This is a genomic window from Nocardia sp. NPDC003482, assembly GCF_053588115.1.
This window is the reverse complement of the sequence record NZ_JBSFPI010000031.1, coordinates 37,644-61,220: the sequence shown is the minus strand read 5'-3', so window position 1 is coordinate 61,220 and position 23,577 is coordinate 37,644. Positions and strand designations below refer to the sequence as shown.

At 70.3% G+C, this 23,577-nt stretch carries 22 protein-coding genes; 18 read left to right on the top strand and 4 right to left on the bottom strand.

What is annotated here, in order from left to right; genetic code table 11:
• Window positions 1-11: 11 nt before the first annotated feature.
• From ACWDSJ_RS33920 to smc, 3 genes are all read left to right on the top strand, one after another.
• Window positions 12-467, top strand: a complete 456-nt coding sequence (locus ACWDSJ_RS33920) for a DUF1707 SHOCT-like domain-containing protein (protein ID WP_450036834.1) — start codon at window positions 12-14, stop codon at window positions 465-467.
• A 60-nt stretch (window positions 468-527) separates the two neighbouring features.
• Entirely contained in the window at window positions 528-956 is a 429-nt protein-coding gene (locus ACWDSJ_RS33915) for a hypothetical protein (protein ID WP_387355915.1), read from the top strand.
• A gap of 76 nt (window positions 957-1,032) precedes the next feature.
• The gene (gene smc, locus ACWDSJ_RS33910) at window positions 1,033-4,653 is read left to right on the top strand and encodes a chromosome segregation protein SMC (RefSeq protein WP_450036832.1); all 3,621 of its coding nucleotides are present in this window, start codon (window positions 1,033-1,035) and stop codon (window positions 4,651-4,653) included.
• 3 nt (window positions 4,654-4,656) lie between these two features.
• Here the strand turns inward: smc and ACWDSJ_RS33905 are convergent, their stop codons facing one another.
• From ACWDSJ_RS33905 to ACWDSJ_RS33895, 3 genes are all read right to left on the bottom strand, one after another.
• Window positions 4,657-5,559 carry a glycoside hydrolase family 43 protein gene (locus ACWDSJ_RS33905; protein WP_450036830.1) on the bottom strand — a complete coding sequence of 301 codons (903 nt, stop codon included), beginning with the start codon at window positions 5,557-5,559 and terminating at the stop codon, window positions 4,657-4,659.
• A gap of 61 nt (window positions 5,560-5,620) precedes the next feature.
• On the bottom strand, window positions 5,621-6,451 hold the full coding sequence (locus ACWDSJ_RS33900; protein ID WP_450036828.1) for an SAM-dependent methyltransferase: 831 nt from the start codon (window positions 6,449-6,451) through the stop codon (window positions 5,621-5,623).
• 72 nt (window positions 6,452-6,523) lie between these two features.
• Window positions 6,524-7,420: an NmrA family NAD(P)-binding protein gene (locus ACWDSJ_RS33895; RefSeq protein WP_450036826.1), complete on the bottom strand. Its 897-nt coding sequence runs from the start codon at window positions 7,418-7,420 to the stop codon at window positions 6,524-6,526.
• 105 nt (window positions 7,421-7,525) lie between these two features.
• On the opposite strand from ACWDSJ_RS33895, the gene ACWDSJ_RS33890 reads away from it, so the two are divergent.
• Window positions 7,526-8,287, top strand: coding sequence for a TetR family transcriptional regulator (locus ACWDSJ_RS33890; RefSeq protein ID WP_450036824.1), 762 nt, complete (start codon window positions 7,526-7,528; stop codon window positions 8,285-8,287).
• A gap of 15 nt (window positions 8,288-8,302) precedes the next feature.
• Here ACWDSJ_RS33890 and ACWDSJ_RS33885 read toward each other — a convergent pair whose 3' ends face one another.
• Window positions 8,303-8,692, bottom strand: a complete 390-nt coding sequence (locus tag ACWDSJ_RS33885; RefSeq protein ID WP_030513055.1) for a DUF2237 family protein — start codon at window positions 8,690-8,692, stop codon at window positions 8,303-8,305.
• 86 nt (window positions 8,693-8,778) lie between these two features.
• Here ACWDSJ_RS33885 and ACWDSJ_RS33880 point away from each other — a divergent pair, with 86 nt between their 5' ends.
• The 14 genes from ACWDSJ_RS33880 (at window position 8,779) to ACWDSJ_RS33815 (ending at window position 23,544) form a co-directional block, all read left to right on the top strand.
• Complete coding sequence (locus ACWDSJ_RS33880; RefSeq protein WP_387355927.1) at window positions 8,779-9,186, top strand: RpiB/LacA/LacB family sugar-phosphate isomerase; 408 nt, start codon at window positions 8,779-8,781, stop codon at window positions 9,184-9,186.
• A gap of 57 nt (window positions 9,187-9,243) precedes the next feature.
• Window positions 9,244-10,626 carry a signal recognition particle-docking protein FtsY gene (gene ftsY / locus ACWDSJ_RS33875; protein ID WP_450036823.1) on the top strand — a complete coding sequence of 461 codons (1,383 nt, stop codon included), beginning with the start codon at window positions 9,244-9,246 and terminating at the stop codon, window positions 10,624-10,626.
• Window positions 10,627-10,826: 200 nt separating this feature from the next.
• Window positions 10,827-12,227, top strand: a complete 1,401-nt coding sequence (locus ACWDSJ_RS33870; RefSeq protein WP_450036821.1) for an ammonium transporter — start codon at window positions 10,827-10,829, stop codon at window positions 12,225-12,227.
• A 4-nt stretch (window positions 12,228-12,231) separates the two neighbouring features.
• Window positions 12,232-12,570, top strand: coding sequence for a P-II family nitrogen regulator (locus tag ACWDSJ_RS33865; protein ID WP_450036820.1), 339 nt, complete (start codon window positions 12,232-12,234; stop codon window positions 12,568-12,570).
• 118 nt (window positions 12,571-12,688) lie between these two features.
• Complete coding sequence (locus tag ACWDSJ_RS33860; RefSeq protein WP_450036819.1) at window positions 12,689-15,079, top strand: [protein-PII] uridylyltransferase; 2,391 nt, start codon at window positions 12,689-12,691, stop codon at window positions 15,077-15,079.
• 157 nt (window positions 15,080-15,236) lie between these two features.
• Complete coding sequence (locus ACWDSJ_RS33855) at window positions 15,237-15,551, top strand: hypothetical protein (protein WP_387355934.1); 315 nt, start codon at window positions 15,237-15,239, stop codon at window positions 15,549-15,551.
• A gap of 62 nt (window positions 15,552-15,613) precedes the next feature.
• The gene (gene ffh, locus ACWDSJ_RS33850; RefSeq protein WP_387355936.1) at window positions 15,614-17,176 is read left to right on the top strand and encodes a signal recognition particle protein; all 1,563 of its coding nucleotides are present in this window, start codon (window positions 15,614-15,616) and stop codon (window positions 17,174-17,176) included.
• Between the two features lie 8 nt (window positions 17,177-17,184).
• Window positions 17,185-18,279, top strand: a complete 1,095-nt coding sequence (locus tag ACWDSJ_RS33845; protein WP_450036853.1) for an amidohydrolase family protein — start codon at window positions 17,185-17,187, stop codon at window positions 18,277-18,279.
• Window positions 18,280-18,443: 164 nt separating this feature from the next.
• Window positions 18,444-19,022: a Uma2 family endonuclease gene (locus ACWDSJ_RS33840; RefSeq protein ID WP_450036818.1), complete on the top strand. Its 579-nt coding sequence runs from the start codon at window positions 18,444-18,446 to the stop codon at window positions 19,020-19,022.
• A gap of 192 nt (window positions 19,023-19,214) precedes the next feature.
• Window positions 19,215-19,643: a 30S ribosomal protein S16 gene (rpsP, locus tag ACWDSJ_RS33835; RefSeq protein ID WP_450036816.1), complete on the top strand. Its 429-nt coding sequence runs from the start codon at window positions 19,215-19,217 to the stop codon at window positions 19,641-19,643.
• On the top strand, window positions 19,643-19,885 hold the full coding sequence (locus ACWDSJ_RS33830) for an RNA-binding protein (RefSeq protein ID WP_387355944.1): 243 nt from the start codon (window positions 19,643-19,645) through the stop codon (window positions 19,883-19,885). The genes rpsP and ACWDSJ_RS33830 overlap by 1 nt, the downstream gene beginning before the upstream one ends.
• On the top strand, window positions 19,886-20,410 hold the full coding sequence (gene rimM / locus ACWDSJ_RS33825) for a ribosome maturation factor RimM (RefSeq protein WP_450036814.1): 525 nt from the start codon (window positions 19,886-19,888) through the stop codon (window positions 20,408-20,410).
• 1 nt (window position 20,411) lies between these two features.
• Entirely contained in the window at window positions 20,412-21,095 is a 684-nt protein-coding gene (trmD, locus tag ACWDSJ_RS33820) for a tRNA (guanosine(37)-N1)-methyltransferase TrmD (protein WP_450036813.1), read from the top strand.
• 34 nt (window positions 21,096-21,129) lie between these two features.
• Window positions 21,130-23,544 (top strand): Tex family protein, encoded by a 2,415-nt coding sequence (locus tag ACWDSJ_RS33815; protein WP_450036811.1) that lies wholly within the window; start codon window positions 21,130-21,132, stop codon window positions 23,542-23,544.
• Window positions 23,545-23,577: the final 33 nt, after the last annotated feature.

The following is a 23,577-nucleotide window of genomic DNA, read 5'->3' as shown; positions in this document are numbered from 1 at the left end:
AGGACGCGATCATGGACATCTCGACCGGAATCCGGATCTCCGACGCCGAGCGGCAGCAGGTGACCGAGCTGTTGGTGCGGGCCGTGGGCGAGGGGCGGATCGATCTGAGGGAGTACGAGGAGCGGTCCGCCCTGGTCTACGCCGCGCGCACCGCCGAGGACCTGCGCGCGGTCGTGGCCGATCTGCCCGCGGCCCCCGCGCGGACCCGGTCCGCGGCGACCCCGCGCGTGCCGATCTGGCAGCGCATCGAGGGCGGCGCGTGGCTGGGCGCGGGCGTGCTGAACCTGCTGATCTGGGCGGCGGTGAGCCTCGGGGTGGGCGAAATGGTGTACTTCTGGCCCATCTGGGTCATCGGGCCGTGGGGCGCGGTGCTCGCCTTCCGGGTGCTCACCGGGTGGGAGGCGGGGCGGAAAGCCGACCGCCGGTCGGGAATTCCCAATGCGGCACACCCAATTCGGGCGCGGTGACAACCAAATTGTCATAGCCGCTTGCGATCTCGGGTGGGGTGTGCGGAACAATAAGGCCCCATGACCGCATCTCGAGTGTTTCGTTCGTTGCTGCGTGCCGTGCCCGCGGTGCTTCTCGCCGTGGTCGCCGCGGCGACGTTCGCCGTGGCGGGCGGGGTCGCCAGCGCCCAGGCGCCGGGCATCCCCTCCGTGCCGAACTTCAACCACCGCTTGGAACTCGGCCCCGGCCAGAGCCAGTACACCGGCAGCGTCGCGCAGGGCAAGTCCGAGGGCTACGCCATCGCCGCCGGGCCGGGCCTGACCATCCACCTCGAGGTCGCCTCGCCGAACAACAACGCCCGCGTCTCGGTCGCCCCGCTCATCGGCCCGATGATCGCCACCGAGGCCCCGGTCGCCGACTTCGTCACCGACGGCACCGACTACCAGGTGCGGATCACCTCCGCCGACGGGTACGCGGCCGACTACACCCTGACGGTCACCGTCTCCTGACCGCCGACCTGCCGGGCGAACACGATCGCCCGGCATACTCGGGGCAACGGCCCCCGACGAGGTAGCCTGGCCGACTGTGCACCTGAAGAGTCTGACGCTGAAGGGATTCAAATCCTTCGCGTCCGCGACGACGCTGCGCTTCGAGCCGGGCATCACCTGTGTGGTGGGCCCCAACGGATCGGGCAAGTCGAACGTCGTCGACGCGCTCACCTGGGTGATGGGTGAACAGGGCGCGAAGGCGTTGCGCGGCGGGAAGATGCAGGACGTCATCTTCGCCGGGACCGCGGGCCGCGCGCCGCTGGGCCGCGCCGAGGTCACGCTCACCATCGACAACTCCGACGGCGCGCTGCCCATCGACTACGCCGAGGTCTCCATCACCCGCCGCATGTTCCGCGACGGCGCGGGGGAGTACGAGATCAACGGCAACACCTGCCGATTGATGGATGTGCAGGAGTTGTTGTCCGACTCCGGCATCGGGCGCGAGATGCACGTCATCGTCGGCCAGGGCCAGCTGTCGGCCATTCTGGAATCGCGTCCCGAGGACCGCCGCGCCTTCATCGAGGAGGCGGCCGGTGTGCTCAAACACCGCAAGCGCAAGGAGAAGGCGGTCCGCAAGCTGGAGGCCATGCAGGCCAATCTGGCTCGCCTCACCGACCTCACCACCGAACTGCGCCGCCAGCTCAAACCGCTGGGCCGGCAGGCCGAGGTGGCCCGCCGCGCCGCGACCGTCCAGGCCGATCTGCGCGACGCCCGATTGCGTTTGGCCGCCGACGATCTGGTGGGCCGCCGCCGCGAACTGGAGAGCCAGCAGAGCAAGGAGGCGTTCGCGCGCGAGCAGCAGATCACTGTCCAGGCCGAACTCGACGCCGCGAATGCCGCACTGGCGCAACAGGAATTCCAGCTGTCCCGGCTGACGCCCAGCGCCGAGGCCGCCGCGCAGACCTGGTTCCAGCTCTCGGCCCAGGTGGAACGGGTCAACGCGACCATCCGCATCGCCCGCGACCGCGCCCGCAACCTCGCCATGGAACAGACCACCGGCGGCGGCCGCGACCCCGAACAGCTCGAGGCCGAGGCCGCGCGGGTGGAGGCCGAGGAGGCCGAACTGCTCGAGGCGGTCGAGATCGCCACCGAGACCCTGGAGGCCGCGCGCGATCAGCTGCACGAGCGCGAACAGGCCGCCAAGGCCGCCGAACAGGCCCATCTCGCCGCCGTGCGGGCCATCGCCGACCGCCGCGAGGGCCTGGTCCGGCTCTCGGGGCAGGTCGACAACCTGCGCCACCGCGCCCAGTCCGCCGACACCGAGATCACCCGGCTGTCCACCGCGCTGACCGAGGCGCGCCGCCGCGGCGCCGAGGCCGAGGCCGAATTCGAGTCCGCCCAAACCGAATTGGGCGAACTCGACGCGGGCGAGGAGAGCCTCGACACCGCCTACGAACACGCCGCCCAGGCCCTGGAACTCGCCGATCGGCGCGTCACCGAACTGCGCGAGCAGGACCGCGAGGCGGGGAAGAAGGTCGCCTCGCTCACCGCCCGCATCGAGGCGCTGACCATGGGCCTGGCCCGCAAGGACGGCGGCGCGTGGCTGCTGGAGAACCACGGGCGGGGGCTGCTCGGTCCGCTGTCGGGAATGCTGCGCGTGCACCCGGGCTACGAGGCCGCCGTGGCCGCGGCCCTCGGGCCGCTCGCCGATGCCGTTGCGGCCGAATCGGATTCGTCGGCACAGGCGGCGTTGCGCGCGTTGAAGGAGGCCGATGGCGGCCGGGTCGCCCTCGTCTTCGGCGGCGCTACCGCGCCCGGTGCGTCCGGTGTCGCGGGGGGAGCGGCGCTTCCGCCCGGCGCGCGCCCGCTGGCGGAGGTTGTCGACTGTCCGGCGAATCTGCGCGCGGCGATCGACGCCATGACCGCGGGCACCGTCGTCGCCGACGATCTGACGGTGGCGGCGAATGTGCTTGCCGCGCAACCGAAGCTGCGGATCGTCACCCGCGAGGGCGATCTCACCGGAACCGGCTGGCTGCTCGGCGGCTCCGACCGCGCGCCCAGTCAACTCGAGATCCAGGCCGATATCGACGCCGCCACCGCGGATCTGGCCTCGTGGCAGCGGCAGGCCGAGGAGGTCGAGGCGGCGCTGTCGGGGGCGCTGGCCGAGCAGAACGACCGCAAGCAGGCCGCCGACCAGGCGCTGCTCGCCTTGCACGAATCCGATCAGGCGATGGTCGCCATCTACGACCGGCTGGGACGGCTCGGCGAGACCGCGCGCAAGGCGCGACAGGAATGCGACCGGCTGCTCACCCAGCGCGCCGACGCCGAATCCGCGCGCGACGAGAATCTCGCGAAGCTCGCCGACCTCGAGGAGCGGCTGCGCCACGCCGAATCCGAACAGTCCCTGCTGGATTCGGACTCCGACGCCGGAACCGAGACCGCGGGCCAGGCCCGGGAGGAGGCCGCGGCCGCGCTCGCCGAGGCCCGGTCCCTGGAGGTCGAGGCGCGACTGGCGGTCCGCACCGCCGAGGAACGCGCGGAATCTGTTCGCGGCAAGGCGGATTCGCTGCGCCGCGCCGCCCGCGCCGAACGCGAGTCCCGCGCCCGCGCCGAACGCGCCCAGGCCGCCCGCCGCAAGGCCGCGGACGTGGCCGCGGTGGTGGCGGATTCGGCCGAGCGCGTCGCCGCCGAACTCCAGACGGTCGTCGGCCGGGCCGCCGCCCGCCGCGACGATCTGGTGCGCCGCCGCACCGAATGCTCCGCCCAGGTCGAGCAGACCAAGGAACGGGTGCGCGCGCTGGGCGCCCAGCTCACCCAGCTGACCGACACCGTGCACCGCGACGAGGTGGCCCGCGCCGAGGCCGCGCTGCGCATCGAACAGCTCGAGCAGAACATCGCCGAACAGTTCGGCATCGCGCTCGACGACCTGATCGCCGAATACGGCCCCGACGTCCCGATGCCGCCGTCGGCGCGGGAGATGCAGGAGTACGAACAGGCTCGCGAGCGCGGCGAGGCGGTCAGCGAACCGCAGCCCATGCCCTACAACCGGGCCGTCCAGGAACGCCGCGCCAAACAGGCCGAGAAGGACCTCACCACGCTCGGCAAGGTGAATCCCCTCGCGCTGGAGGAGTTCGCGGCCCTCGAGGAGCGCTACACGTTCCTGTCCACCCAGCTCGAGGACGTCAAGAAGGCCCGACAGGATCTGCTGGACGTGGTGGCCGAGGTGGACGCGCGCATCCTCCAGGTGTTCGCCGAGGCGTACGAGGACGTGTCGCGCGAATTCGTCGAGGTGTTCGGCAAGCTGTTCCCCGGCGGCGAGGGGCGGCTGCTGCTGACCGAGCCGGGCGATCTGCTCGCCACCGGCGTCGAGGTCGAGGCGCGGCCGCCGGGCAAGAAGGTCAAGCGGCTGTCGCTGCTGTCGGGCGGGGAGAAGTCGCTGACCGCGGTCGCGTTGCTGGTGGCCATCTTCCGGGCCCGCCCGTCCCCGTTCTACGTCATGGACGAGGTCGAGGCGGCGCTGGACGACACCAATCTGCGGCGGCTCATCGGACTGTTCGAACAGCTGCGGGAGAAGTCGCAGCTGATCGTGATCACCCACCAGAAGCCGACCATGGAGATCGCCGACGCGCTGTACGGGGTGAGTATGCGCGGCGACGGCATCACCCAGGTCATCTCGCAGCGGCTGCGCGGGGAGAACCTGGTGGGCGCGCCGACCTAGGGGCTACAGCCGTTCCGGCAGGACGGTGAAATGGCGGACGGTGCCCGAGATGCCGGGCAGCTCGGCCGGTTCGGTCCAGGTGCGGAAGGTGTCGAAGCTGTCGCTGTAGAGGTAGGTGCCGCGTTCGGGTTCGTCCAGGTCGTAGTGGTCCAGGAAGATCCGCCACCGGCCGTCGGGCAGCTGGATCACGCACTGCCCCTCGCACGGCCCGCCCCACCCGGCCCAGTCGCCGGTCTCGACGAATCGGTATGGGCCCGTGGGGGACTCGGCCACGGCCAGTTCCACGAGTTTGGTGGACTCGTTCTTGGTGAAGGCGTGGTAGCGGCCGTCGGCGGCCACGATCGTGGTGTCGATGTAGCCGAGCGTGTCCGGCGCGGGGTCGAAGCCGGGCAGCGGGGTCAGCGGGCTCCACGAGCGCAGCGCCGGATGCAGGGCGGTCATCAGATACGGCCGGAAGTTCGGGCCGGTGTTGAGCGAGACCACCACGCCGATCCGGCCGCGGCGGTCCACGAACCACTCCGGGGCCCAGGTGTGCCCGACGTTCGGGACCGGGACGGGCAGTTCGTAGAGGAAGGTCCAGTTCACCCGGTCGGTGCTGCGGGCGAAGCCGATGGTGTCGCCGTCCCAGCCGGTGGTGTAGGTGAGGTAGTACGCGCCGTCGAAGCCGCGGAAGAGGCTGGGGTCGCGGCACAGTCCGGTGGGCGGGCGGTAGGCCGCGGCGCGCAACAGCGTGAAATTCGTCGCGTCCGTGGATTCGTAGACGTACATATCGGTTTCGCTGTCGTTGGTGAACGCGGTCATCGTGTACCGCATCGGCACCCCCGTCGCCGCGGCGCGACCGGCGATCGTCATCCCCAGCGGCAGGCCCGCCGCCAACGCCAGCATCGATCTCCGGGACAGCGTCATGCGCGAATTATGGGACGCGCGGACGCCGAAGGTTTGCCGACACTCCGATCGGGTATAGGTGTCAGCCCTTTTTCACGCCGACCGCGCCGACGGTGTCGAAGTAGGAGACCATCGTGTCGTCCTCGGGTTCGGGCCGCCACAGCGGTACCCGGACCAGACCGGGGTCGGCCAGTTCGAATCCGTCGAACATCGGCTCGATCTCGGCCCGCGAGCGCATGATCAGCGGAGTCGGGGTCTTCCTGCTGACCTCGACGGTGTCGGCCAACTCCTGTGCGGGCCAGTCGTCGCTGCACATGTGCGAGATCACCAGCATGCTGCCCGGGGCGAGCCGGTCCCGCAGATCGGCCAGCATCCGCCGCGGGTCCGCGCTGTCCGGAATGTAGTGCAGCAGCGCGACGAGCAGCACCGCCACCGGTTTGCCGAAGTCCAGTTGCGCGCGCACCTCCGGATCCGACACCAGGGCGTCCAGATCGCGGGCGTCGGCGCGGATCGCGGTCGCCCACGGGACATCGGTGAGGATGCGGCGGCTCATGGCGACCGCCACCGGATCGATGTCGGTGTAGACCACATGCGCGTCGATATCGAGATCGGCGAGGATCTCGTGCACATTGCCCGCGGTCGGGATGCCCGAACCGATGTCGAGGAACTGCGTCACGCCCTGTTCGGCGCAGAAGGTGACCGCCCGGCGCAAAAACGCCCGATTGGTCCAGGCCGCGCGCAGGCTGTGCGGCCACTTCTTGCGGCTGCTCTCGGCCACCTCACGGTCGACGCTGAAATTGTGCGAGCCGCCCAGCGCGTAATCGTAGATGCGCGCGATGCTCGGTACGGTGGGGTCGATGTCGTCGCTGGCCCAGTCCGGTAACAGCGGGGACGAATCGGAGTTCTCGGGCATCGGTCCCCACTTCGCGGTCGTTGTCGTACACGGGCCGTCGATGCGGCAGACCCACCATACCGGCAGCGTGGGTCAGCGTCGCGCAAGCAGCGACTTCAATTGCGCCGCACCGGTTTCCGCGAGCCAGGCGTCGAAGGTCCGCAGGCCCGGGTGGATCGCGCGCAGCGCCGGGATGTCGGCGTGCCAGCGGGCGCCGCCGCGCACCAGGGCGAGCACGGAGGCGATGAGCGGGCCGAGCGGGCCCAGTTCGTCGTCGGTGAGCTGGTGGTAGCGGACCGGGTGACCGGTGGCCGCGGCGATGGCCGCCGCGGCGGCGACCGGGGTGAGTTCGTCTCCGGCCAGTTCCAGGACCCGCCCGTGGAAGCGGTCGGGATCGGTGAGGGCCGCGGCGGCGATGGCGCCGATGTCGTCGACCGCGATCACCTGCATCGGGCCCTCGGGGTCGAAGACGTGCCGGTGCACGCCGTCGACGATGCCGTCGATGGGCGTGTCCCGGGCGAGGTAGTTCTCCATGAAGCGCACGGGTCGCAGCAGCGTGTACCGCAGGCCGCTGGCGATCACCGCCTCCTCGATGACCCGCTTGCCCACGGCGACGGGTTCGTCGGTGGTCTCGGCGAACGAGGCGATGCTCGTGAACACGATCTGGTCGGCCCCGGCCCGCCGCGCGGCCTCGAGCACGGCCAGACCGCGCGACTCCTCGGACTCGCGATCGGTCGCGGGGCCCACGGGATTGGGGGTGACCGCGAAGACCGCCCGGACCCCGGCCGCCGCGGGGCCCAGGGTCTCGGGCCGGTCGAGGTCGCCGGTCACCAGTTCGGCTCCGGCCGCGGCCAGTTCGCGGGTGGCGGGGGCGGCGGGATCGCGCACGAGCGCGCGGACGGGGCGGCCCGCGGCGAGCAGGTGGCGTGCCGTGGCGCCACCCTGTCGGCCGGTGGCGCCGATGACGAGGACGGGATGCTGTTCGGACATGGTGTGTCGACTCCTTTGGGTAGAATCCGGGTTACTCGACCCGTATCGCGACCGTACGAGCGCCGCGCCCGGGACCGCCAGCCGCACAAGGATTTCCGTAACGAAATGAGCCTCACCACCGCGCCGGATCCGCGCCCGCGCGCCGACGCCCGCCGCAATCGCGCCCTGATCCTGCGCGCCGCCCAACAGGCGTTCGCCGAGCGCGGGACCGAGGTGTCGCTGGCCGAGATCGCCCGGCGCGCGGGCGTCGGCGCGGGCACCGTGCACCGGCATTTCCCCGCCAAGGCCGACCTGCTGGAAGCCGTTGTGCAGCAACGGATCGACGGCCTGGCCGCGCTGGCGTTGCGGCGACGGGGCACGGCGGATCCCGGCGCGGCCCTGATCGAGCTGTGCGTCCTGGTGGTGACGCGGGCGCGGGAGCACAAGGCGGTATGCGATCTGCTCGGCGCCGACGACGGCTGGCCGCGCGCCCTGCTGCCCCGTGCGGGGGAGCGGTTCCGGCGCGCGCTGGGCGAACTGCTCGCGGAGGCGCAGCGGCGCGGGGACGTGCGCGCCGATCTGACCGTGACCGATGTGGAGGTGCTCATCGCGGGTTGTGTTGCCATGCAACGGGCTTCGCGGAGCGGCCGGACGCTGACCCGGCCCGCCGCGATGCTGCTGGCGGCGATGCGCGTCGACGGGGGCGTGACGAAACCCGCGGATTCGGGGATGTCGCGTAACGAAACTCGTTCGGGTTACGTCACATCGAGTACCGACTGCGCGGTTTGCGGTGCGGCCCTTCGGCATTCGCGGACCGGCCGACCGGCGCGCTACTGCTCGGCGGCGTGTCGGCAGAAGGCGCACCGGGAGCGCGCCGCGGCGAGCTAGGCCGTCCCGGAGAACTCAGAGCAGATCGCTGACATCGTCGGGGACGTCGACGGCGTACTTGCGCAGGGTCTCCATCGGGACCACCTCGAGCGCGTTCTCGTGCGTCGCCGCGAGCACGACCGGTGCGGCCACGCCGTCCTCGTGCGCGTGCAGCCAGCGCACCGCCACCACGCACCACCGGTCACCCGGTTGCAGGCCGGGGAAGTTGTTCTCCGGTCGCGGGGTGAGCAGATCGTTGCCGATCGACTTCTGATGCTCCAGGAACTCCTGGGTCACCACTGTGCACACCGTGTGGCTGCCCAGGTCTTCGGGGCCGGTGCTGCAACATCCGTCCCTGTAGAAGCCGGTGAGAGGATCGGTGCCACACTCCTCCAGCGGTCCCCCGAGCACATTTCGATCGGTCACTCCGCCGATCCTATTGTCTCTGTGTTGGATTCGCCGCGCCTTCCGGCCCGTGGTGTACGCACGGCGAGAAAACTACCCTCGTGGTTATGCGGATTGCGTTCGGCACCGACGAAACGACCGACCTGACCCGCCACGTACAGGGGTGGCTCACCGAGCACGGGCACGAACTCGTCCTCGTCGCGGCCGATCTGGCCTGGCCCGACGTGGGCCGCGACGTCGCAGAGGCGGTCGCCGACGGCCGCGCCGAACGCGGTGTGGTGTGCTGCTGGACCGGTACGGGTGTCTCGATCGCGGCCAACAAGGTCGCGGGCGTGCGCGCGGCCCTGTGCACCGACCGCGCCACCGCCGAGGGCGCCCGAAAATGGAACGACGCCAACGTCCTCGCCCTCGGCCTGCGCCTGACCTCCCCGACGGTCGCCGAGGAGATGCTCGACGCCTTCCTCACCACCGCGCCCGAGGAGTCGGAGGCGGGCAACTTCGGCCGCCTCGGCTGAGGTCGGCGCGCGTGGCGTGCCGCAGACCACATCGGGCAGTTCTGACAGGATGGGCCCGTGACTGCGCAAGCTTGGATTCTGATCGCCGCGATCGCCGCCGTGCTGGTGGTGGCGCTCGTGGCCGGGTTCGTCCTGTACAAACGCCGCCGGGTCACGCTGACCCCGGCCGCTCCCGACAAGGAGCTGACCGATCGGTCCGGCGGGTATACGGCGTCCGGCGGGTTCAGCTTCAGTCAGGGCGGGGCCGGGACCGGGACGCTGACGCCCCCGAGGGAGCCCGAGCCGGTCCCCGTCGAGCGCACCGACGACGAGGGCCAGCCGCACATCGGCGACGACGCCGCGATCCCGCGCGATTCGGCCCGCCGGTCCATCACCGACGTCCGCCTGCCCGAGCCGGAGATCGAGGAACCGAGCGAGCCCGAGCCGGTCGAGCCGCCCGTACCCGCCGAACCCGAACCCGAGACCGATGGCGCGACCGCGCTCGCCGAACCCGAGGCGCAAGCACCGATCGAGGAGATCGAGCCCACCAGCGGCCGTCTCACCCGCCTGCGCGGCCGCCTGGCCCGCTCGCAGAACGCGGTCGGCAAGAGCCTGCTCGGCCTGCTCGGCGGCGGCGATCTGGACGAGGACTCCTGGGAGGAGATCGAGGACACCCTCGTCATGGCCGACCTGGGCACGGCCAGCACGGCCACCGTCGTCGACCGGCTGCGCGAGGAACTGGCCGCCCGCACGGTCCGCACCCCCGAACAGGCCCGCCAGGTGCTGCGCGACGTGCTGGTCGAGGCGCTGCGCCCGGAGATGGACCGGTCCATCCGCGCGCTGCCGCACGACGACCACCCCTCGATCCTGCTGGTCGTCGGCGTCAACGGCACCGGAAAGACCACCACCACCGGCAAATTGGCGCGCGTGCTGGTCGCCGACGGCCGCCGGGTGCTGCTCGGCGCGGCCGACACCTTCCGCGCCGCCGCCGCCGACCAGTTGCAGACCTGGGGTGAGCGCGTCGGCGCGGAGACCGTGCGCGGCCGCGAGGGCGCCGACCCCGCCTCGGTCGCCTTCGACGCGGTCAGCACCGGCATCGACAACGGCGTGGACGTGGTGCTCGTGGACACCGCGGGCCGCCTGCACACCAAGACCGGCCTGATGGACGAGCTGGGCAAGGTCAAGCGCGTGGTGGAGAAGAAGGCGGCCGTCGACGAGGTGCTGCTGGTCCTCGACGCGACCGTCGGCCAGAACGGCCTCACCCAGGCCCGCGTCTTCGCCGAGGTGGTCGACATCACCGGCGTGGTGCTCACCAAACTCGACGGCACCGCCAAGGGCGGCATCGTCTTCCAGGTCCAGCATGAGCTCGGCGTTCCGGTCAAACTGGTTGGTTTGGGCGAGGGGGCCGATGACCTCGCCCCCTTCGAACCGGGCGCCTTCGTCGACGCACTACTCGGCTGACCAGCGAAAACGCCTCCGACTTCCGCATCGCGGCAGTAGTCTCACCCGGAATTACAAACCGCTGAGAGAGCGCCGAAACACAGACGCAACACCGGCGGCCGATCCGTTCACGCAGGTGAAACATCGCAGCGGCACGGATGAAACACCGAATCGCGAACCTTCTGTGCAGGCTCGTAGCCGTAGTTCTGGCCGGGCCCGAGATGAGGAGGAACAAGGTGGCGTATCCCTTGGTCGGTGTCCCGGACACCGGTGACACCGCTTGGATGCTGGCGAGCTCGGCGCTCGTCCTGCTGATGACACCAGGGCTCGCGTTCTTCTACGGAGGCATGGTCCGTTCGAAGAACGTGCTCAACATGATCATGATGTCCATCTCCGCGATGGGCATCGTGGGCGTGCTATGGGCGATCTACGGCTTCTCGGAAGCGTTCGGCGACAACAAGTTCGGCGTCGTCGGCAATCCGGGGCAGTTCTTCGGGCTGAAGGGCCTGATCGGAGGTAACGGCGTCAAGGCCGCGCCCGCCGATCCGGCGACGGGGGCCGCCGCGGTCTCCGGCACAGACATCCCGCTGGCGGGCACGATCCCGATGACGGTCTTCGTGGCCTTCCAGTTGATGTTCGCCATCATCACGGTGGCCCTCATCTCGGGTGCGGTCGCGGACCGCTTGAAGTTCCGTGCCTGGCTGGTCTTCGCCGCGATCTGGGCGACGGTCGTCTACTTCCCGGTGGCGCACTGGGTGTTCGACTTCGACGCCAAGGACGCCGCGGGCAACGTGGTCCACTCCGGCGGCTGGATCGCCAACAAGCTGCACGCGATCGACTTCGCCGGTGGTACCGCGGTGCACATCAACGCCGGCGCCGCGGGCCTGGCGCTGTGTCTGGTGCTCGGCCGCCGCAAGGGCTGGCCGCAGACGCCGATGCGCCCGCACAACCTGCCCTTCGTCATGCTGGGCGCCGGTCTGCTGTGGTTCGGCTGGTTCGGTTTCAACGCCGGGTCGTCGGTCAGCTCCAACGGTATGGCCGGGTCGACGTTCCTCACCACGACGTTCGCCACCTGCGCGGCCATGCTCGGCTGGCTGGTCGTGGAGAAGGTGCGCGACGGCAAGCCGACCAGCCTGGGCGCGGCCTCGGGCATCGTGGCCGGTCTGGTCGCCATCACGCCGTCCTGTTCCTCGGTGAACGTGTTGGGCGCGTTGATCATCGGCGTGGTCGCCGGCGTGCTGTGCGCGCTCGCGGTCGGGCTGAAGTTCAAGCTCGGTTTCGACGACTCGCTCGACGTGGTCGGCGTGCATCTGGTCGGCGGTCTGGTCGGCACCCTGATGGTCGGTCTGGTCGCCGCGCCCGAGGCGCCCGCGGCCGTGTCCGGTCTGTTCTACGGTGGTGGTTTCGACCAGCTCGGCAAGCAGGCGGTCGGCGCGTTCAGCGTGCTGGCCTTCTCGTTCATCGTGTCGTTGATCATCGCGTTCGCGATCAAGTTCACCATCGGCCTGCGGGCCTCCGACGAGGAGGAGTTCGAGGGCATGGACGACTCGGCGCACGCGGAAACGGCATACGATTTCGCTGCTGTGGGTGGCACGGCACGTACCGCCGTCAAGGAGGCATGACCAAATGAAACTCATCACCGCAATCGTCAAACCGTTCACTCTCGAGGACGTCAAGGCCGGGCTCGAGCAGGCGGGCGTGCTGGGCATGACGGTCAGCGAGGTTCAGGGCTACGGGCGGCAGAAGGGCCACACCGAGGTCTACCGCGGCGCGGAGTACTCGGTCGATTTCGTCCCGAAGGTCCGGGTCGAGGTCGTGGTCGACGACGCCTCCGTGGAGAAGGTCGTGGAGGTGATCGTCGAGGCCGCCCGCACCGGCAAGATCGGTGACGGCAAGGTCTGGGTCACCCCGGTGGAGTCGGTCATCCGGGTCCGCACCGGCGAACGCGGCGGCGACGCTCTCTGAGCGGAAACGCGGAAAACAATTCCAACGGCGGCCTCGCCCTGCACCGGGATTCCGGACGGGCGGGGCCGCTCGCATTTCAGGGCGGTGGGTTGTGGGCAAGCAGGCGAAAGACGAATCCATGGACGGCGCGAAGGATCTGGTGCGCGCGCGCGATCAGCTCCTCGAGGGCGGCGACACCCGGCGTCCCCGGCTCGACGCCGAATCCCTGCGCCAGGCGCTGGTCGATCTGCACGATCTGTGGCTGACCGGCAAGGGCGCCGAACTGGGCATCACCCGCGACAGCGGGCTGGCGGTGATCGCGGTCGGCGGGCTCGGCCGCAAGGAGATGCTGCCGTACTCGGACCTGGATCTGGTGCTGTTGCACGACGACGTGGACCCCGCGCGGGTCGCGGAGGTGGCCGACCGGCTCTGGTACCCGTTGTGGGATGCGCACATCAAACTCGACCACAGCGTCCGCACGGTCCCGCAGGCGCTGCGGGTGGCCGCGAGCGATCTGACCGCGGCGCTGGGCCTGCTCGACGCCCGGCACATCGTGGGCGACGAGGAACTCAGCAATCTGCTCATCGGCGGCGTGCGCCGCGAATGGCGGACCGGAATCCGTTCGCGCTTCGGCGAATTGGTGGAACAGGCGCAGACCCGCTGGAAGCGCAGCGGCGAGATCGCCCATCGCGCCGAGCCCGACCTCAAGAACGGCCGCGGCGGCCTGCGCGACATCCAGCTGCTCGACGCCCTGGCCATCGCGCAGCTGACCGACGCCATGCCCGGACTGGGCCCGGACGTGCCCGGCGGCGGCCTGAAGCAGGCCCGCCGACGACTACTCGACGTGCGCACCGAACTGCACCGCGTGGCCGGGCGCGCCCGCGATCAGCTGCGCGCCCAGGACGCCGACGAGATCGGCGCGGCGCTGCGCATCGGCGACCGCTTCGATCTGGCCCGCACCCTCAGCGACGCCGCCCGCACGGTCGGCTTCTCGGTCGACATGGGCCTGCGCACCGCCGGAAACGCCTTGCCGCGCAAGGGTTTGGCGCGGCTGCGCCGGATGCCGGTGCGCCGCCCGCTGGACGAGGGCGTGGTCGAACACGCCGGTGAGGTGGTGCTCGCGAGAGACGCTCGGCCGCAACGGGATCCGGGCCTGATCCTGCGCGTCGCCGCGGCGTCGGCGCAGTCCGGGCTGCCCATGTCGGCGACCACGCTGAACCGGCTCTCCGAGGACGCGCCCGAACTACGCGAGCCCTGGCCGCGCGAGGCCCTCAACGATCTGCTCGTCCTGCTCGGCACCGGCCGCGCCCTGGTCGACGCGATCGAGGCGCTGGATCGAAGCGGCCTGTGGGGCAGGCTGTTTCCGGAATGGGGCGCGGTGCGCGACCTGCCGCCGCGCGATCCCATGCACACCTGGACCGTGGACCGGCACCTGGTGGAGACCGTCGCCTACGCGGGTGCCCTGAGCACCCGCGTCGCCCGCCCGGACCTGCTGCTGCTCGGGGCGCTGCTGCACGATATCGGCAAGGGCCGCACCGAGGATCACAGCATCGTCGGCGCCGAACTGGCCACCCAGATCGGCCGCCGGTTGGGGCTGTGGCCGTCGGATGTGCGCACGCTCAGCGCGATCGTGCGCTATCACCTGTTGCTGCCCGACACCGCGACCCGGCGCGATCTCGCCGATCCGCAGACCACGCAGGGGGTCGTGGACGCGCTCGACGGCGATCCGCAGCTGCTGGAGTTGCTGCACACCCTGGCCGAGGCCGATTCGCTGGCCACCGGGCCCGGCGTGTGGGGCGACTGGAAGGCGTCGCTCATCGGCGATCTGGTGCGGCGCTCGCGGCTGGCCATGGCGGGTGAGCCACTGCCGCAACCGGATCCGATCGATCCGGAACTGGTGGAGAAGGCCAAGTCCGGCGGCGTGCACGTCGAGCTGCGGCCCGGCGACGGTCGCTACACCCATCAGGTCACCGTCATCGCCCCCGACACGCCCGGCCTGCTCTCCGAGGCCGCGGGGGTGCTGGCCCTGCATTCGCTGCGGGTGCTGTCGGCGTCGCTGGGCGGGGCGGGGGAGTCGGCCATCGACACCTTCGTCGTCACCCCGAAATTCGGTGATCCGCCGGACGCGGGGCTGTTGCGTCAGGAGCTGATCCGGGCGATCAACGGCGACCTGAACGTGGAATCGGCGCTGGCGAAGAAGGAACGCGATTCGGGCCTGCGGTCCAGCCCGTACGCCCAGGCCGAACCGCGAATCATGTGGAGCGACAGCACGATCGGCGGCCCGGTGCTGCTGGAACTGCGCGCCGAGGACCGCATCGGGCTGCTCACCCGGCTGGCCGCCGCGCTGGCCCGCACGGGCGCGGACGTCCGCTGGGCGAAGGTGGTGACGATGGGCGCGGCCGTGGTCGACGCGTTCTGCCTGGATCTCGGGGCCGGCGACACCCCCGCCCGCCGCGCGGAGATCGAGGCGGCGTTGCTGGCGGTGGTTCCGCATCCCGAACCGAAGAAACCGCCGGAAACGGACAGCTGAACCGGGTCTGCGGCGCGTATCCGGACTGGACACCTGCTGGTTAACCAGATCGTTGCAAGCCGTCGCTCCGACTCGGCCGCCGAGCCCGTGCGCCCACCCTAATATCAGCCTCGTCCGAGCTTCACAATGCTGGTCGAGCGTGAGGGGAGCGGGATCGGTGGCCATCGAAGTCGTGTCCGCATCGATCATGACCAGCGACCGCACCCGGCACATCGCCCGCTGCGTCGGCGACGACCGGTGGGTGGTGTCGTGGCTGCCCGGCCGCACCCTCACCGGCACGCAGGCCGTCACCGCGATGACCATCGCCGCGACGGTCGACGAGCAGACCGGGTTCGGCGACGTGGACTGGTCGAGCCTGGACCCCATGGCCCGCCAACTCGGCCTGACCGCGCGCGAGGCGGCGGGCATGGTGGCCGCCGAGGATCGCGACATCCGCCAGACCCCTCGGCCCAGGCGGCGCTCACTGGATTGATCCGTGCCCGTACCCTGGTATGACGAGTGACGTCCCCTCTCGAGAAACCAGGAGCGCGATCGGTGTTCGAATCCCTGTCCGACCGGTTGACCGGTGCCCTGCAGGATCTGCGCGGGAAAGGGCGACTGTCACCGGCCGATATCGACGCGACCGCGCGGGAGATCCGGCTCGCCCTGCTCGAGGCCGACGTCGCGCTGCCGGTGGTGCGGCAGTTCATCGCGCGGATCAAGGATCGCGCCAAGGGCGCGGAGGTCTCGGCGGCGCTCAACCCCGCGCAGCAGGTCGTCAAGATCGTCAACGAGGAGCTCATCGGCATCCTCGGCGGCGAGACCCGGCGGCTGCGGTACGCCAAGAACCCGCCCACGGTCGTCATGCTCGCGGGTCTGCAGGGCGCCGGTAAGACGACCCTCGCGGGCAAACTCGCGAAATGGCTGCGCGGCCAAGGACATACGCCGCTGCTGGTGGCCTGCGATCTGCAACGCCCGGGCGCGGTGACCCAGCTCCAGGTGGTCGGCGAGCGGGCCGGGGTGCCGGTGTTCGCGCCGCATCCGGGCACCTCGATCGGCGGCGAGAACCAGTTGGGCATCACCGCGGCCGATCCCGTCGAGGTCGCGAAGGCGGGCGTCGAGGAGGCCCGGCAGAAGCAGTACGACGTGGTCATCGTCGACACCGCGGGCCGCCTCGGCATCGACGAGGAGCTGATGCGCCAGGCCGCGGGCATCCGCGACGCGGTCCAGCCCGACGAGACGCTGTTCGTGCTCGACGCCATGATCGGTCAGGACGCGGTCACCACGGCCGAGGCGTTCCGCGACGGCGTCGGCTTCACCGGCGTGGTGCTCACCAAGCTCGACGGCGACGCCCGCGGCGGTGCGGCGCTGAGCGTGCGCGAGGTGACGGGCGTGCCGATCCTGTTCGCCTCCACCGGTGAGAAGCTCGAGGACTTCGACGTCTTCCACCCCGACCGCATGTCCAGCCGCATTCTCGGCATGGGCGATCTGCTCACGCTGATCGAGCAGGCCGAACAGGTCTACGACCAGCAGCAGGCCGAGGAGGCCGCGCGCAAGATCGGCTCGGGGGAGATGACCCTCGAGGACTTCCTCGAGCAGATGCTCGCCATCCGCAAGATGGGCCCGATCGCCAACCTGCTCGGCATGCTGCCCGGCGCCAACCAGATGAAGGACGCGCTGGCCGCCGTCGACGACAAGCAGCTCGACCGGGTGCAGGCCATCATCCGCGGCATGACCCCCGCCGAACGCGACAATCCCAAGATCATCAACGCCTCCCGTCGGCTGCGCATCGCCAACGGCTCGGGCGTGACGGTCTCGGAGGTCAACCAGCTCGTCGACCGCTTCTTCGAGGCCAAGAAGATGATGGCCGCCATGGGTCGTCAGATGGGTATGCCCGGCGGCAACCGGCGCGGCGGCAAGAAGGGGAAGAAGGGCAAGAAGGGCGGTCGCGGCCCGACACCGCCGAAGGTGCGCGGTGGGTTCCCCGGGATGCCCGCGCTGCCCGGGGGCATGCCCGCCGGATTCCCCGACCTGTCGAACATGCCCGCGGGCCTGGACCAGTTGCCGCCCGGCCTGGACGGCATCGACATCTCGAAGCTGAAGTTCCCGAAGAACTGACCGTGCGGCTGCATCTGCGCGGAGTGGTCCTGCCCGGCGACGAGGTCCGGGACCTGTGGGTGCGCGACGGGCGGATCTCCTTCGAACCCGTCCGCGACGCCGAAACCCTGTGCGACACAGGCTGGATCGTGCCCGGCCTGGTCGACGCCCACTGTCACGTCGGCATCCGCTACGGCGGGGGCCACGAGGACCGCGACGGGGCGATCGCCCAGGCCGAGACCGAACGCGACGCGGGCGCGCTGCTGCTGCGCGACGCGGGCTCACCCATCGACACCCGCTTCATCGACGACCGCGACGACCTGCCGCGGATCATCCGCGCGGGCCGCCACATCGCGCGGCCCAAGCGCTACATCCGCGAACTCGGCATCGAACTCGACGACGAACGCGACCTGCCGCGGATCGTCGCCGACCAGGCCCGCCGCGGCGACGGCTGGGTCAAGATCGTCGGCGACTGGATCGATCGTTCGGTCGGGGACCTGCGCCCGTTGTGGAGCGACGCGATCCTGAAGGAGGCCATCGACGCGGCCCACCGCGAGGGCGCCCGCGTCACCGCGCACGTCTTCGGCGAGGACGCCCTGCCCGGCCTCATCGAATCCGGCATCGACTGCCTCGAACACGGCACCGGCCTCACCGACGACACCATCGCCCTGATGGTCGCCCACGGCACCGCCCTGGTCCCCACCCTGGTCAATATCGACACCTTCCCCGACATCGCCTCCGGCGCGACGAAATACCCCACCTACGCCGCCCACATGCGCGACCTCCACCGCCGCGTCCGCGACACCGTCGCCGACGCCCACGACGCGGGCGTCCCCATCTACACCGGCACCGACGCGGGCGGCTCCATCCGCCACGGCCGCATCGCCGACGAGATCCAGGCCCTCGCGAACGCGGGCCTCACCCCCCCCGAGGCCCTCGGCGCGTCCTCCTGGAACGCCCGCACCTGGCTCGGCCACCCCGGCCTCGAACCCGACGCCCCCGCCGATCTCGTTGTCTACCAAGCGGACCCACGCACCGACCTAGCCACCCTGGCCACCCCCACCCACGTCGTCCTCCGCGGCCACCCCTACCCCGGCCGCGACCCCGTCACGACCCACCGCTGACCGCAACCCGGCGAACATTCCTTCCATCCGATAAGATCTGGACAACCGTCCACCGGCCCGGGGCAGGCGGTTGAGGGGATGCCCCGGCCGGGGGACATCTTCATGTCAGAATGGGTGCTGTTGGTCCACCAAGCCCTACCGACGCGATCGGACGGATCATGACCATGAGCGCCGAGGTATCGACGATTCACCCTCTGGGTCCCACGACTGTGGAAGACTGGCTGGCCGAGGAACAGCCGGTTGATGGATCTCGACTCGAGCTCATTCTGGGGTATCTGTACATGACGCCGCCGCCTACGGGTTCGCATCAGCACGCCAGCTTTCGGCTCGCCATGTGGTTGGACGAAGCCTTGAAAGCCGCGGGGCGGGGTGACCTCCATGTGCTCCCCGGGGTCGGCGTGCGTTTGAGTACGGCGTTCCGGACCGGCGTCATACCGGATGTCGCCGTGGTGGACGTCGATTTCCACCACACCAGTTTCGCCCCCGAGAACGTGGTCCTCGCGGTGGAGGTCTGGTCGCCCGGCAACAGTCGCGCCGAGCGGGACACCAAGGTCGCCGCGTACGCGGGGGCGCGGATTCCGTACTTGTGGATCGTGGAACTGCCGAATCGGGAACCCGCCAAGTTCTGGGGATACCGGCTCGGGGAGAACGGCTATCGACAAGAGGTCTTCGTCGAGTCCGGCGAGATCATCAGCCCTCCCGCACCTGTTCCGGTCGAAGTCCGCACAACGGATCTGCACTGAGAACGGACCGATTTCGACCACCGCCACCCCGTCTGGCAGAATGGTCGATCGTCCTCGTCGAGGACGGTGTCAGCCCGTCTCCGGTTCCGTACCGCGCGGCGGTCACCGCACCTGACGCAAAACCGGGCCCGTACTCCGTGCGGGTCGCTGAATTGCGACCGTGACCGAAACATCGAAAGGCATCAGCAGCACATGGCTGTCAAGATCAAGCTCACCCGGCTCGGCAAGATCCGCACCCCGCAGTACCGCATCGTCGTCGCGGACGCGCGGACCCGTCGCGACGGCCGGGCCATCGAGTCGATCGGCAAGTACCACCCCAAGGAGGAGCCCTCGCTGATCGAGGTCGACTCCGAGCGCGTGCAGTACTGGCTGGGCGTCGGCGCGCAGCCGACCGAGCCGGTCAAGCGCATCCTGGAGATCACCGGCGACTGGCAGAAGTTCAAGGGCCTGCCCGGCGCCGAGGGCACCCTGAAGGTCAAGGCCGCCAAGCCCTCCAAGTTGGACCTGTTCAACGCCGCGCTGGCCGCCGCCGACAGCGAGCCCGTCGCCGAGGCCGTCACCCCGAAGAAGAAGGCCGCCAAGAAGGCCGACGACGCCGCCGAGACCGAGGCCGCGGAGTAATGAGCACCGTCGTCGCCGATGCCGTCGAACACCTGGTTCGCGGCATCGTCGCCAATCCCGACGACGTCCGCGTCGAACTGATCACCAGCCGCCGCGGCCGCACGGTCGAGGTGCACGTCCACCCGGACGATCTGGGCAAGGTGATCGGCCGCGGCGGACGCACCGCGACCGCGCTGCGTACCCTCGTCGCCGGGATCGGCGGCCGGGGCATCCGGGTCGACGTGGTCGACACCGATCAGTAGATGGAACTCGTCGTCGGGCGGGTCGCCAAATCCCATGGGGTGCGCGGCGAACTCGTCGTCGAGGTGCGCACCGACGAACCCGAACTGAGGTTCGCCCCGGGCGCGGTCCTGCGCGGCCGCGCCCCCCGCTCGACCGACGTCCGGTCCTTCACCGTGGAGTCGGCCCGTGACCATTCGGGCCGTCTCCTCGTCCGGTTGACCGGCGTCGACGACCGCACCGCGGCGGACGCGTTGCGCGGCACCCTGTTCCTGGTCGACACCGCCGACCTCCCGCCGTCGGAGGATCCCGACGAGTTCTACGACCACGAACTCGAGGGCCTCACCGTCCGGCTGCCCGACGACACCGTCGTCGGCGAGGTCACCGAGGTGCTGCATTCGGCCGCGGGCGAACTGCTGTCGATCCGCGCCGCCGACGACGGCCGCGAGATCCTGGTCCCGTTCGTCACCGCGATCGTGCCGACCGTCTCGATCGCCGAGGGCCTGATCGTCATCGATCCGCCCGAGGGCCTGCTCGACGGGGAGTGAGATGCGGATCGATGTGATCACGATCTTCCCCGAATACCTCGAACCGCTGCGAACGGCGTTGCTGGGCAAGGCGATCGAGAAGGGCATCGTCGAACTGGGCGTGCACAATCTGCGCCGCTGGACCCATGACGTGCATCAGGCCGTCGATGATTCGCCCTACGGCGGCGGCCCGGGCATGGTCATGAAACCGACCGTCTGGGGCGACGCTCTCGACGAGGTCTGTCCCGACGACGCCGTCCTGATCGTCCCCACCCCCGCGGGCGTCCCGTTCACCCAGGCCACCGCCCAACGCTGGTCGCGCGAGCGGCATCTCGTCTTCGCCTGCGGCCGCTACGAGGGCATCGACCAACGCGTCGTCGACGACGCCGCCCGCCGCGTGCGCGTCGAGGAGGTCAGCATCGGCGACTACGTCCTCATCGGCGGCGAGGCCGCGGTCCTCGTCATCACCGAGGCCGTCGTCCGCCTCGTCCCCGGCGTCCTCGGCAATCAGCGATCCCATCAACAGGATTCGTTCTCCGACGGCCTGCTCGAGGGCCCCAGCTACACCCGCCCGGTCTCCTGGCGCGGCCTCGACGTCCCCGAGATCCTCCTCTCCGGCAACCACGCCAGGATCGAATCCTGGCGCCACGAACAAGCTCTCGCGCGCACCCGGGAACGTCGCCCGGACCTGTTGCCGCCGGAGTGAATTCGCCCGAATCTCCGCGGTCCGCCGCACCGAAATGGGTGCGTATGTGGATGCCCGTCGGAGGAACTCTGTAGTGTCTGCGGACGTGACGACAGCCTCCGAACCCGTCAGCACCGTCCGCCTGGCCAGTGTCAGCCGTCGCATCGCCGACGAGCTGAGTGTGCGCGACGAACAGGTCAGAGCGGCCGTCGAACTGCTCGACGGCGGCTCGACCGTGCCGTTCGTGGCGCGCTACCGCAAGGAGGTCACCGGCGGCCTCGACGACGCGCAACTGCGTCATCTCGAGGAGCGCCTGCACTACCTGCGCGAACTGGACGAGCGCCGGGTGTCGATCCTCGAATCCATCCGGGGCCAGGGCAAATTGGACGCCGCGCTGGAGCAGCAGATCATGCTCGCCGAGACCAAGGCCCGCCTCGAGGACATCTACCTGCCCTACAAGCCCAAGCGCCGCACCAAGGCCCAGATCGCGCGCGAGGCCGGGCACGAACCCGTCGCCGACGCCCTGCTGAAGGATCCGTCCACCGACCCCGCCCAGTACACCGCCGAACAGCTCGACGGCGCCCGCGCGATCCTGGTCGAACGCTTCGCCGAGGATGCCGACCTGGTCGGCGAACTGCGCGAACTCATGTGGAACCGCGGCCGCATCTCCTCGCGGGTGCGCGCGGGCAAGGAGGAGGCGGGCGCGAAGTTCTCCGACTACTTCGACTTCAGCGAGCCGTTCACCAAACTCCCCTCGCACCGCATCCTCGCGTTGCTGCGCGGGGAGAAGGAGGAGATCCTCACCCTGCACCTCGAGCCCGACAGCGAGGAGCCGGAGGAGGGCGAGCGCAGCATCTTCGAGGGCCGCATCGCGCTGAAGTTCGACATCGCCGAGCAGGGCCGCCCGGCCGACTCCTGGCTGCTGGACACCGTGCGCTGGGCCTGGCGCACCAAGCTCCAGGTCAGCCTCGGCATCGATATCCGCATGCGGCTGCGGCAGTCCGCGGAGAAGGACGCCGTCGACGTCTTCGCCGCCAACCTGCGCGACCTGCTGCTCGCCGCGCCCGCGGGCAACCGCACCACCATGGGCCTGGATCCGGGCTACCGCACCGGCGTCAAGGTCGCCGTCGTCGACGGCACCGGCAAGGTGCTGGCCACCGAGACCATCTACCCGCACAAGCCGCAGGGCCAGACCGAGAAGTCGCTGGCCGTGCTGGCCGCGCTGGTGGCCCGGTTCGGCGTCGAGCTCATCGCCATCGGCAACGGCACCGCCTCCCGCGAGACCGATGCCCTTGCGGCCGAACTGATCTCGCGCATCCCGGAGCACAAGCCGACCAAGATCGTCGTATCCGAGGCGGGCGCCTCGGTGTACTCGGCCTCGGCCTACGCCTCCCAGGAGCTGCCCGAACTCGACGTCTCGCTGCGCGGCGCGGTGTCGATCGCGCGACGGCTCCAGGACCCGCTGGCCGAACTGGTGAAGATCGAACCCAAGTCGATCGGCGTCGGCCAGTATCAGCACGACGTGTCCGAATCCCTGCTGGCCCGTTCGCTGGGCGCGGTCGTCGAGGACGCGGTCAACGCCGTCGGCGTCGACGTGAACACCGCCTCGGTGCCGCTGCTGTCGCGCGTGTCGGGCATCTCGTCCGCGGTCGCGGAATCCATTGTGACGCACCGTGATCAGAACGGCCCCTTCCGCAGCCGCACCGCGCTGCTGAGCGTTCCGCGGCTGGGCCCCAAGGCGTTCGAACAGTGCGCGGGCTTCCTGCGCATCCGCGGCGGCGACGATCCGCTCGACACCTCCGCGGTGCACCCCGAGGCGTATCCGGTGGTGCGGCGCATCCTCGACGACACCGGCCGGGGCATCCAGGAACTCATCGGCAACACCTCGGTGCTGCGCTCGCTGCGCCCCGACGCGTTCACCGACGACACGTTCGGTCTGCCCACCGTCACCGACATCATCGCCGAACTGGAGAAGCCGGGCCGCGACCCGCGCCCGGAGTTCAAGACCGCCGAGTTCGCCGCGGGCATCGAGAAGGTCGCCGACCTGAAGCCCGGCATGGTGCTCGAGGGCGTGGTCACCAATGTCGCGGCGTTCGGCGCGTTCGTGGACGTGGGCGTGCATCAGGACGGTCTGGTGCACGTTTCGGCCATGTCGCACAACTTCGTTCGCGATCCCCGCGAGGTCGTCAAGTCCGGCGACGTGGTCAAGGTGAAGGTGCTCGAGGTCGACGTCGCGCGCCAGCGCATCGGCCTCTCGCTGCGCCTGGACGACGAACCCGGCGCGGGCGGCAAGCCCGACAAGGGTCAGAGCCAGCGCGGCGGCAATCCGCGCCAGCGCGCCCAGGGCCAGAACCAGAACCGGGGCAACCAGGCGAAAGGCAATCAGAACCGCGGCGGCCAGCGCCGCAACGCCCCCGAACCCACCGGCTCGATGGCCGACGCGTTGCGGCGGGCGGGCTTCGGCCGCTGACATCCGCTCGACGGCCGCGGTTCGGCCCGATGT

Coding starts and splice junctions, on each gene's coding strand:
- ACWDSJ_RS33870 (WP_450036821.1), top strand. CDS start 10,827: ATGAGGAGGAACAAGGTGGCGTATCCCTTGGTCGGTGTCCCGGACACC.
- trmD (WP_450036813.1), top strand. CDS start 20,412: ATGCGGATCGATGTGATCACGATCTTCCCCGAATACCTCGAACCGCTG.
- ACWDSJ_RS33860 (WP_450036819.1), top strand. CDS start 12,689: ATGGACGGCGCGAAGGATCTGGTGCGCGCGCGCGATCAGCTCCTCGAG.
- ACWDSJ_RS33900 (WP_450036828.1), bottom strand. CDS start 6,451: ATGCCCGAGAACTCCGATTCGTCCCCGCTGTTACCGGACTGGGCCAGC.
- ACWDSJ_RS33915 (WP_387355915.1), top strand. CDS start 528: ATGACCGCATCTCGAGTGTTTCGTTCGTTGCTGCGTGCCGTGCCCGCG.
- ACWDSJ_RS33830 (WP_387355944.1), top strand. CDS start 19,643: ATGAGCACCGTCGTCGCCGATGCCGTCGAACACCTGGTTCGCGGCATC.
- ACWDSJ_RS33890 (WP_450036824.1), top strand. CDS start 7,526: ATGAGCCTCACCACCGCGCCGGATCCGCGCCCGCGCGCCGACGCCCGC.
- ACWDSJ_RS33920 (WP_450036834.1), top strand. CDS start 12: ATGGACATCTCGACCGGAATCCGGATCTCCGACGCCGAGCGGCAGCAG.
- ACWDSJ_RS33905 (WP_450036830.1), bottom strand. CDS start 5,559: ATGACGCTGTCCCGGAGATCGATGCTGGCGTTGGCGGCGGGCCTGCCG.
- ACWDSJ_RS33865 (WP_450036820.1), top strand. CDS start 12,232: ATGAAACTCATCACCGCAATCGTCAAACCGTTCACTCTCGAGGACGTC.
- ACWDSJ_RS33895 (WP_450036826.1), bottom strand. CDS start 7,420: ATGTCCGAACAGCATCCCGTCCTCGTCATCGGCGCCACCGGCCGACAG.
- ACWDSJ_RS33880 (WP_387355927.1), top strand. CDS start 8,779: ATGCGGATTGCGTTCGGCACCGACGAAACGACCGACCTGACCCGCCAC.
- rimM (WP_450036814.1), top strand. CDS start 19,886: ATGGAACTCGTCGTCGGGCGGGTCGCCAAATCCCATGGGGTGCGCGGC.
- rpsP (WP_450036816.1), top strand. CDS start 19,215: ATGGCTGTCAAGATCAAGCTCACCCGGCTCGGCAAGATCCGCACCCCG.
- ACWDSJ_RS33840 (WP_450036818.1), top strand. CDS start 18,444: ATGAGCGCCGAGGTATCGACGATTCACCCTCTGGGTCCCACGACTGTG.
- ACWDSJ_RS33815 (WP_450036811.1), top strand. CDS start 21,130: ATGGGTGCGTATGTGGATGCCCGTCGGAGGAACTCTGTAGTGTCTGCG.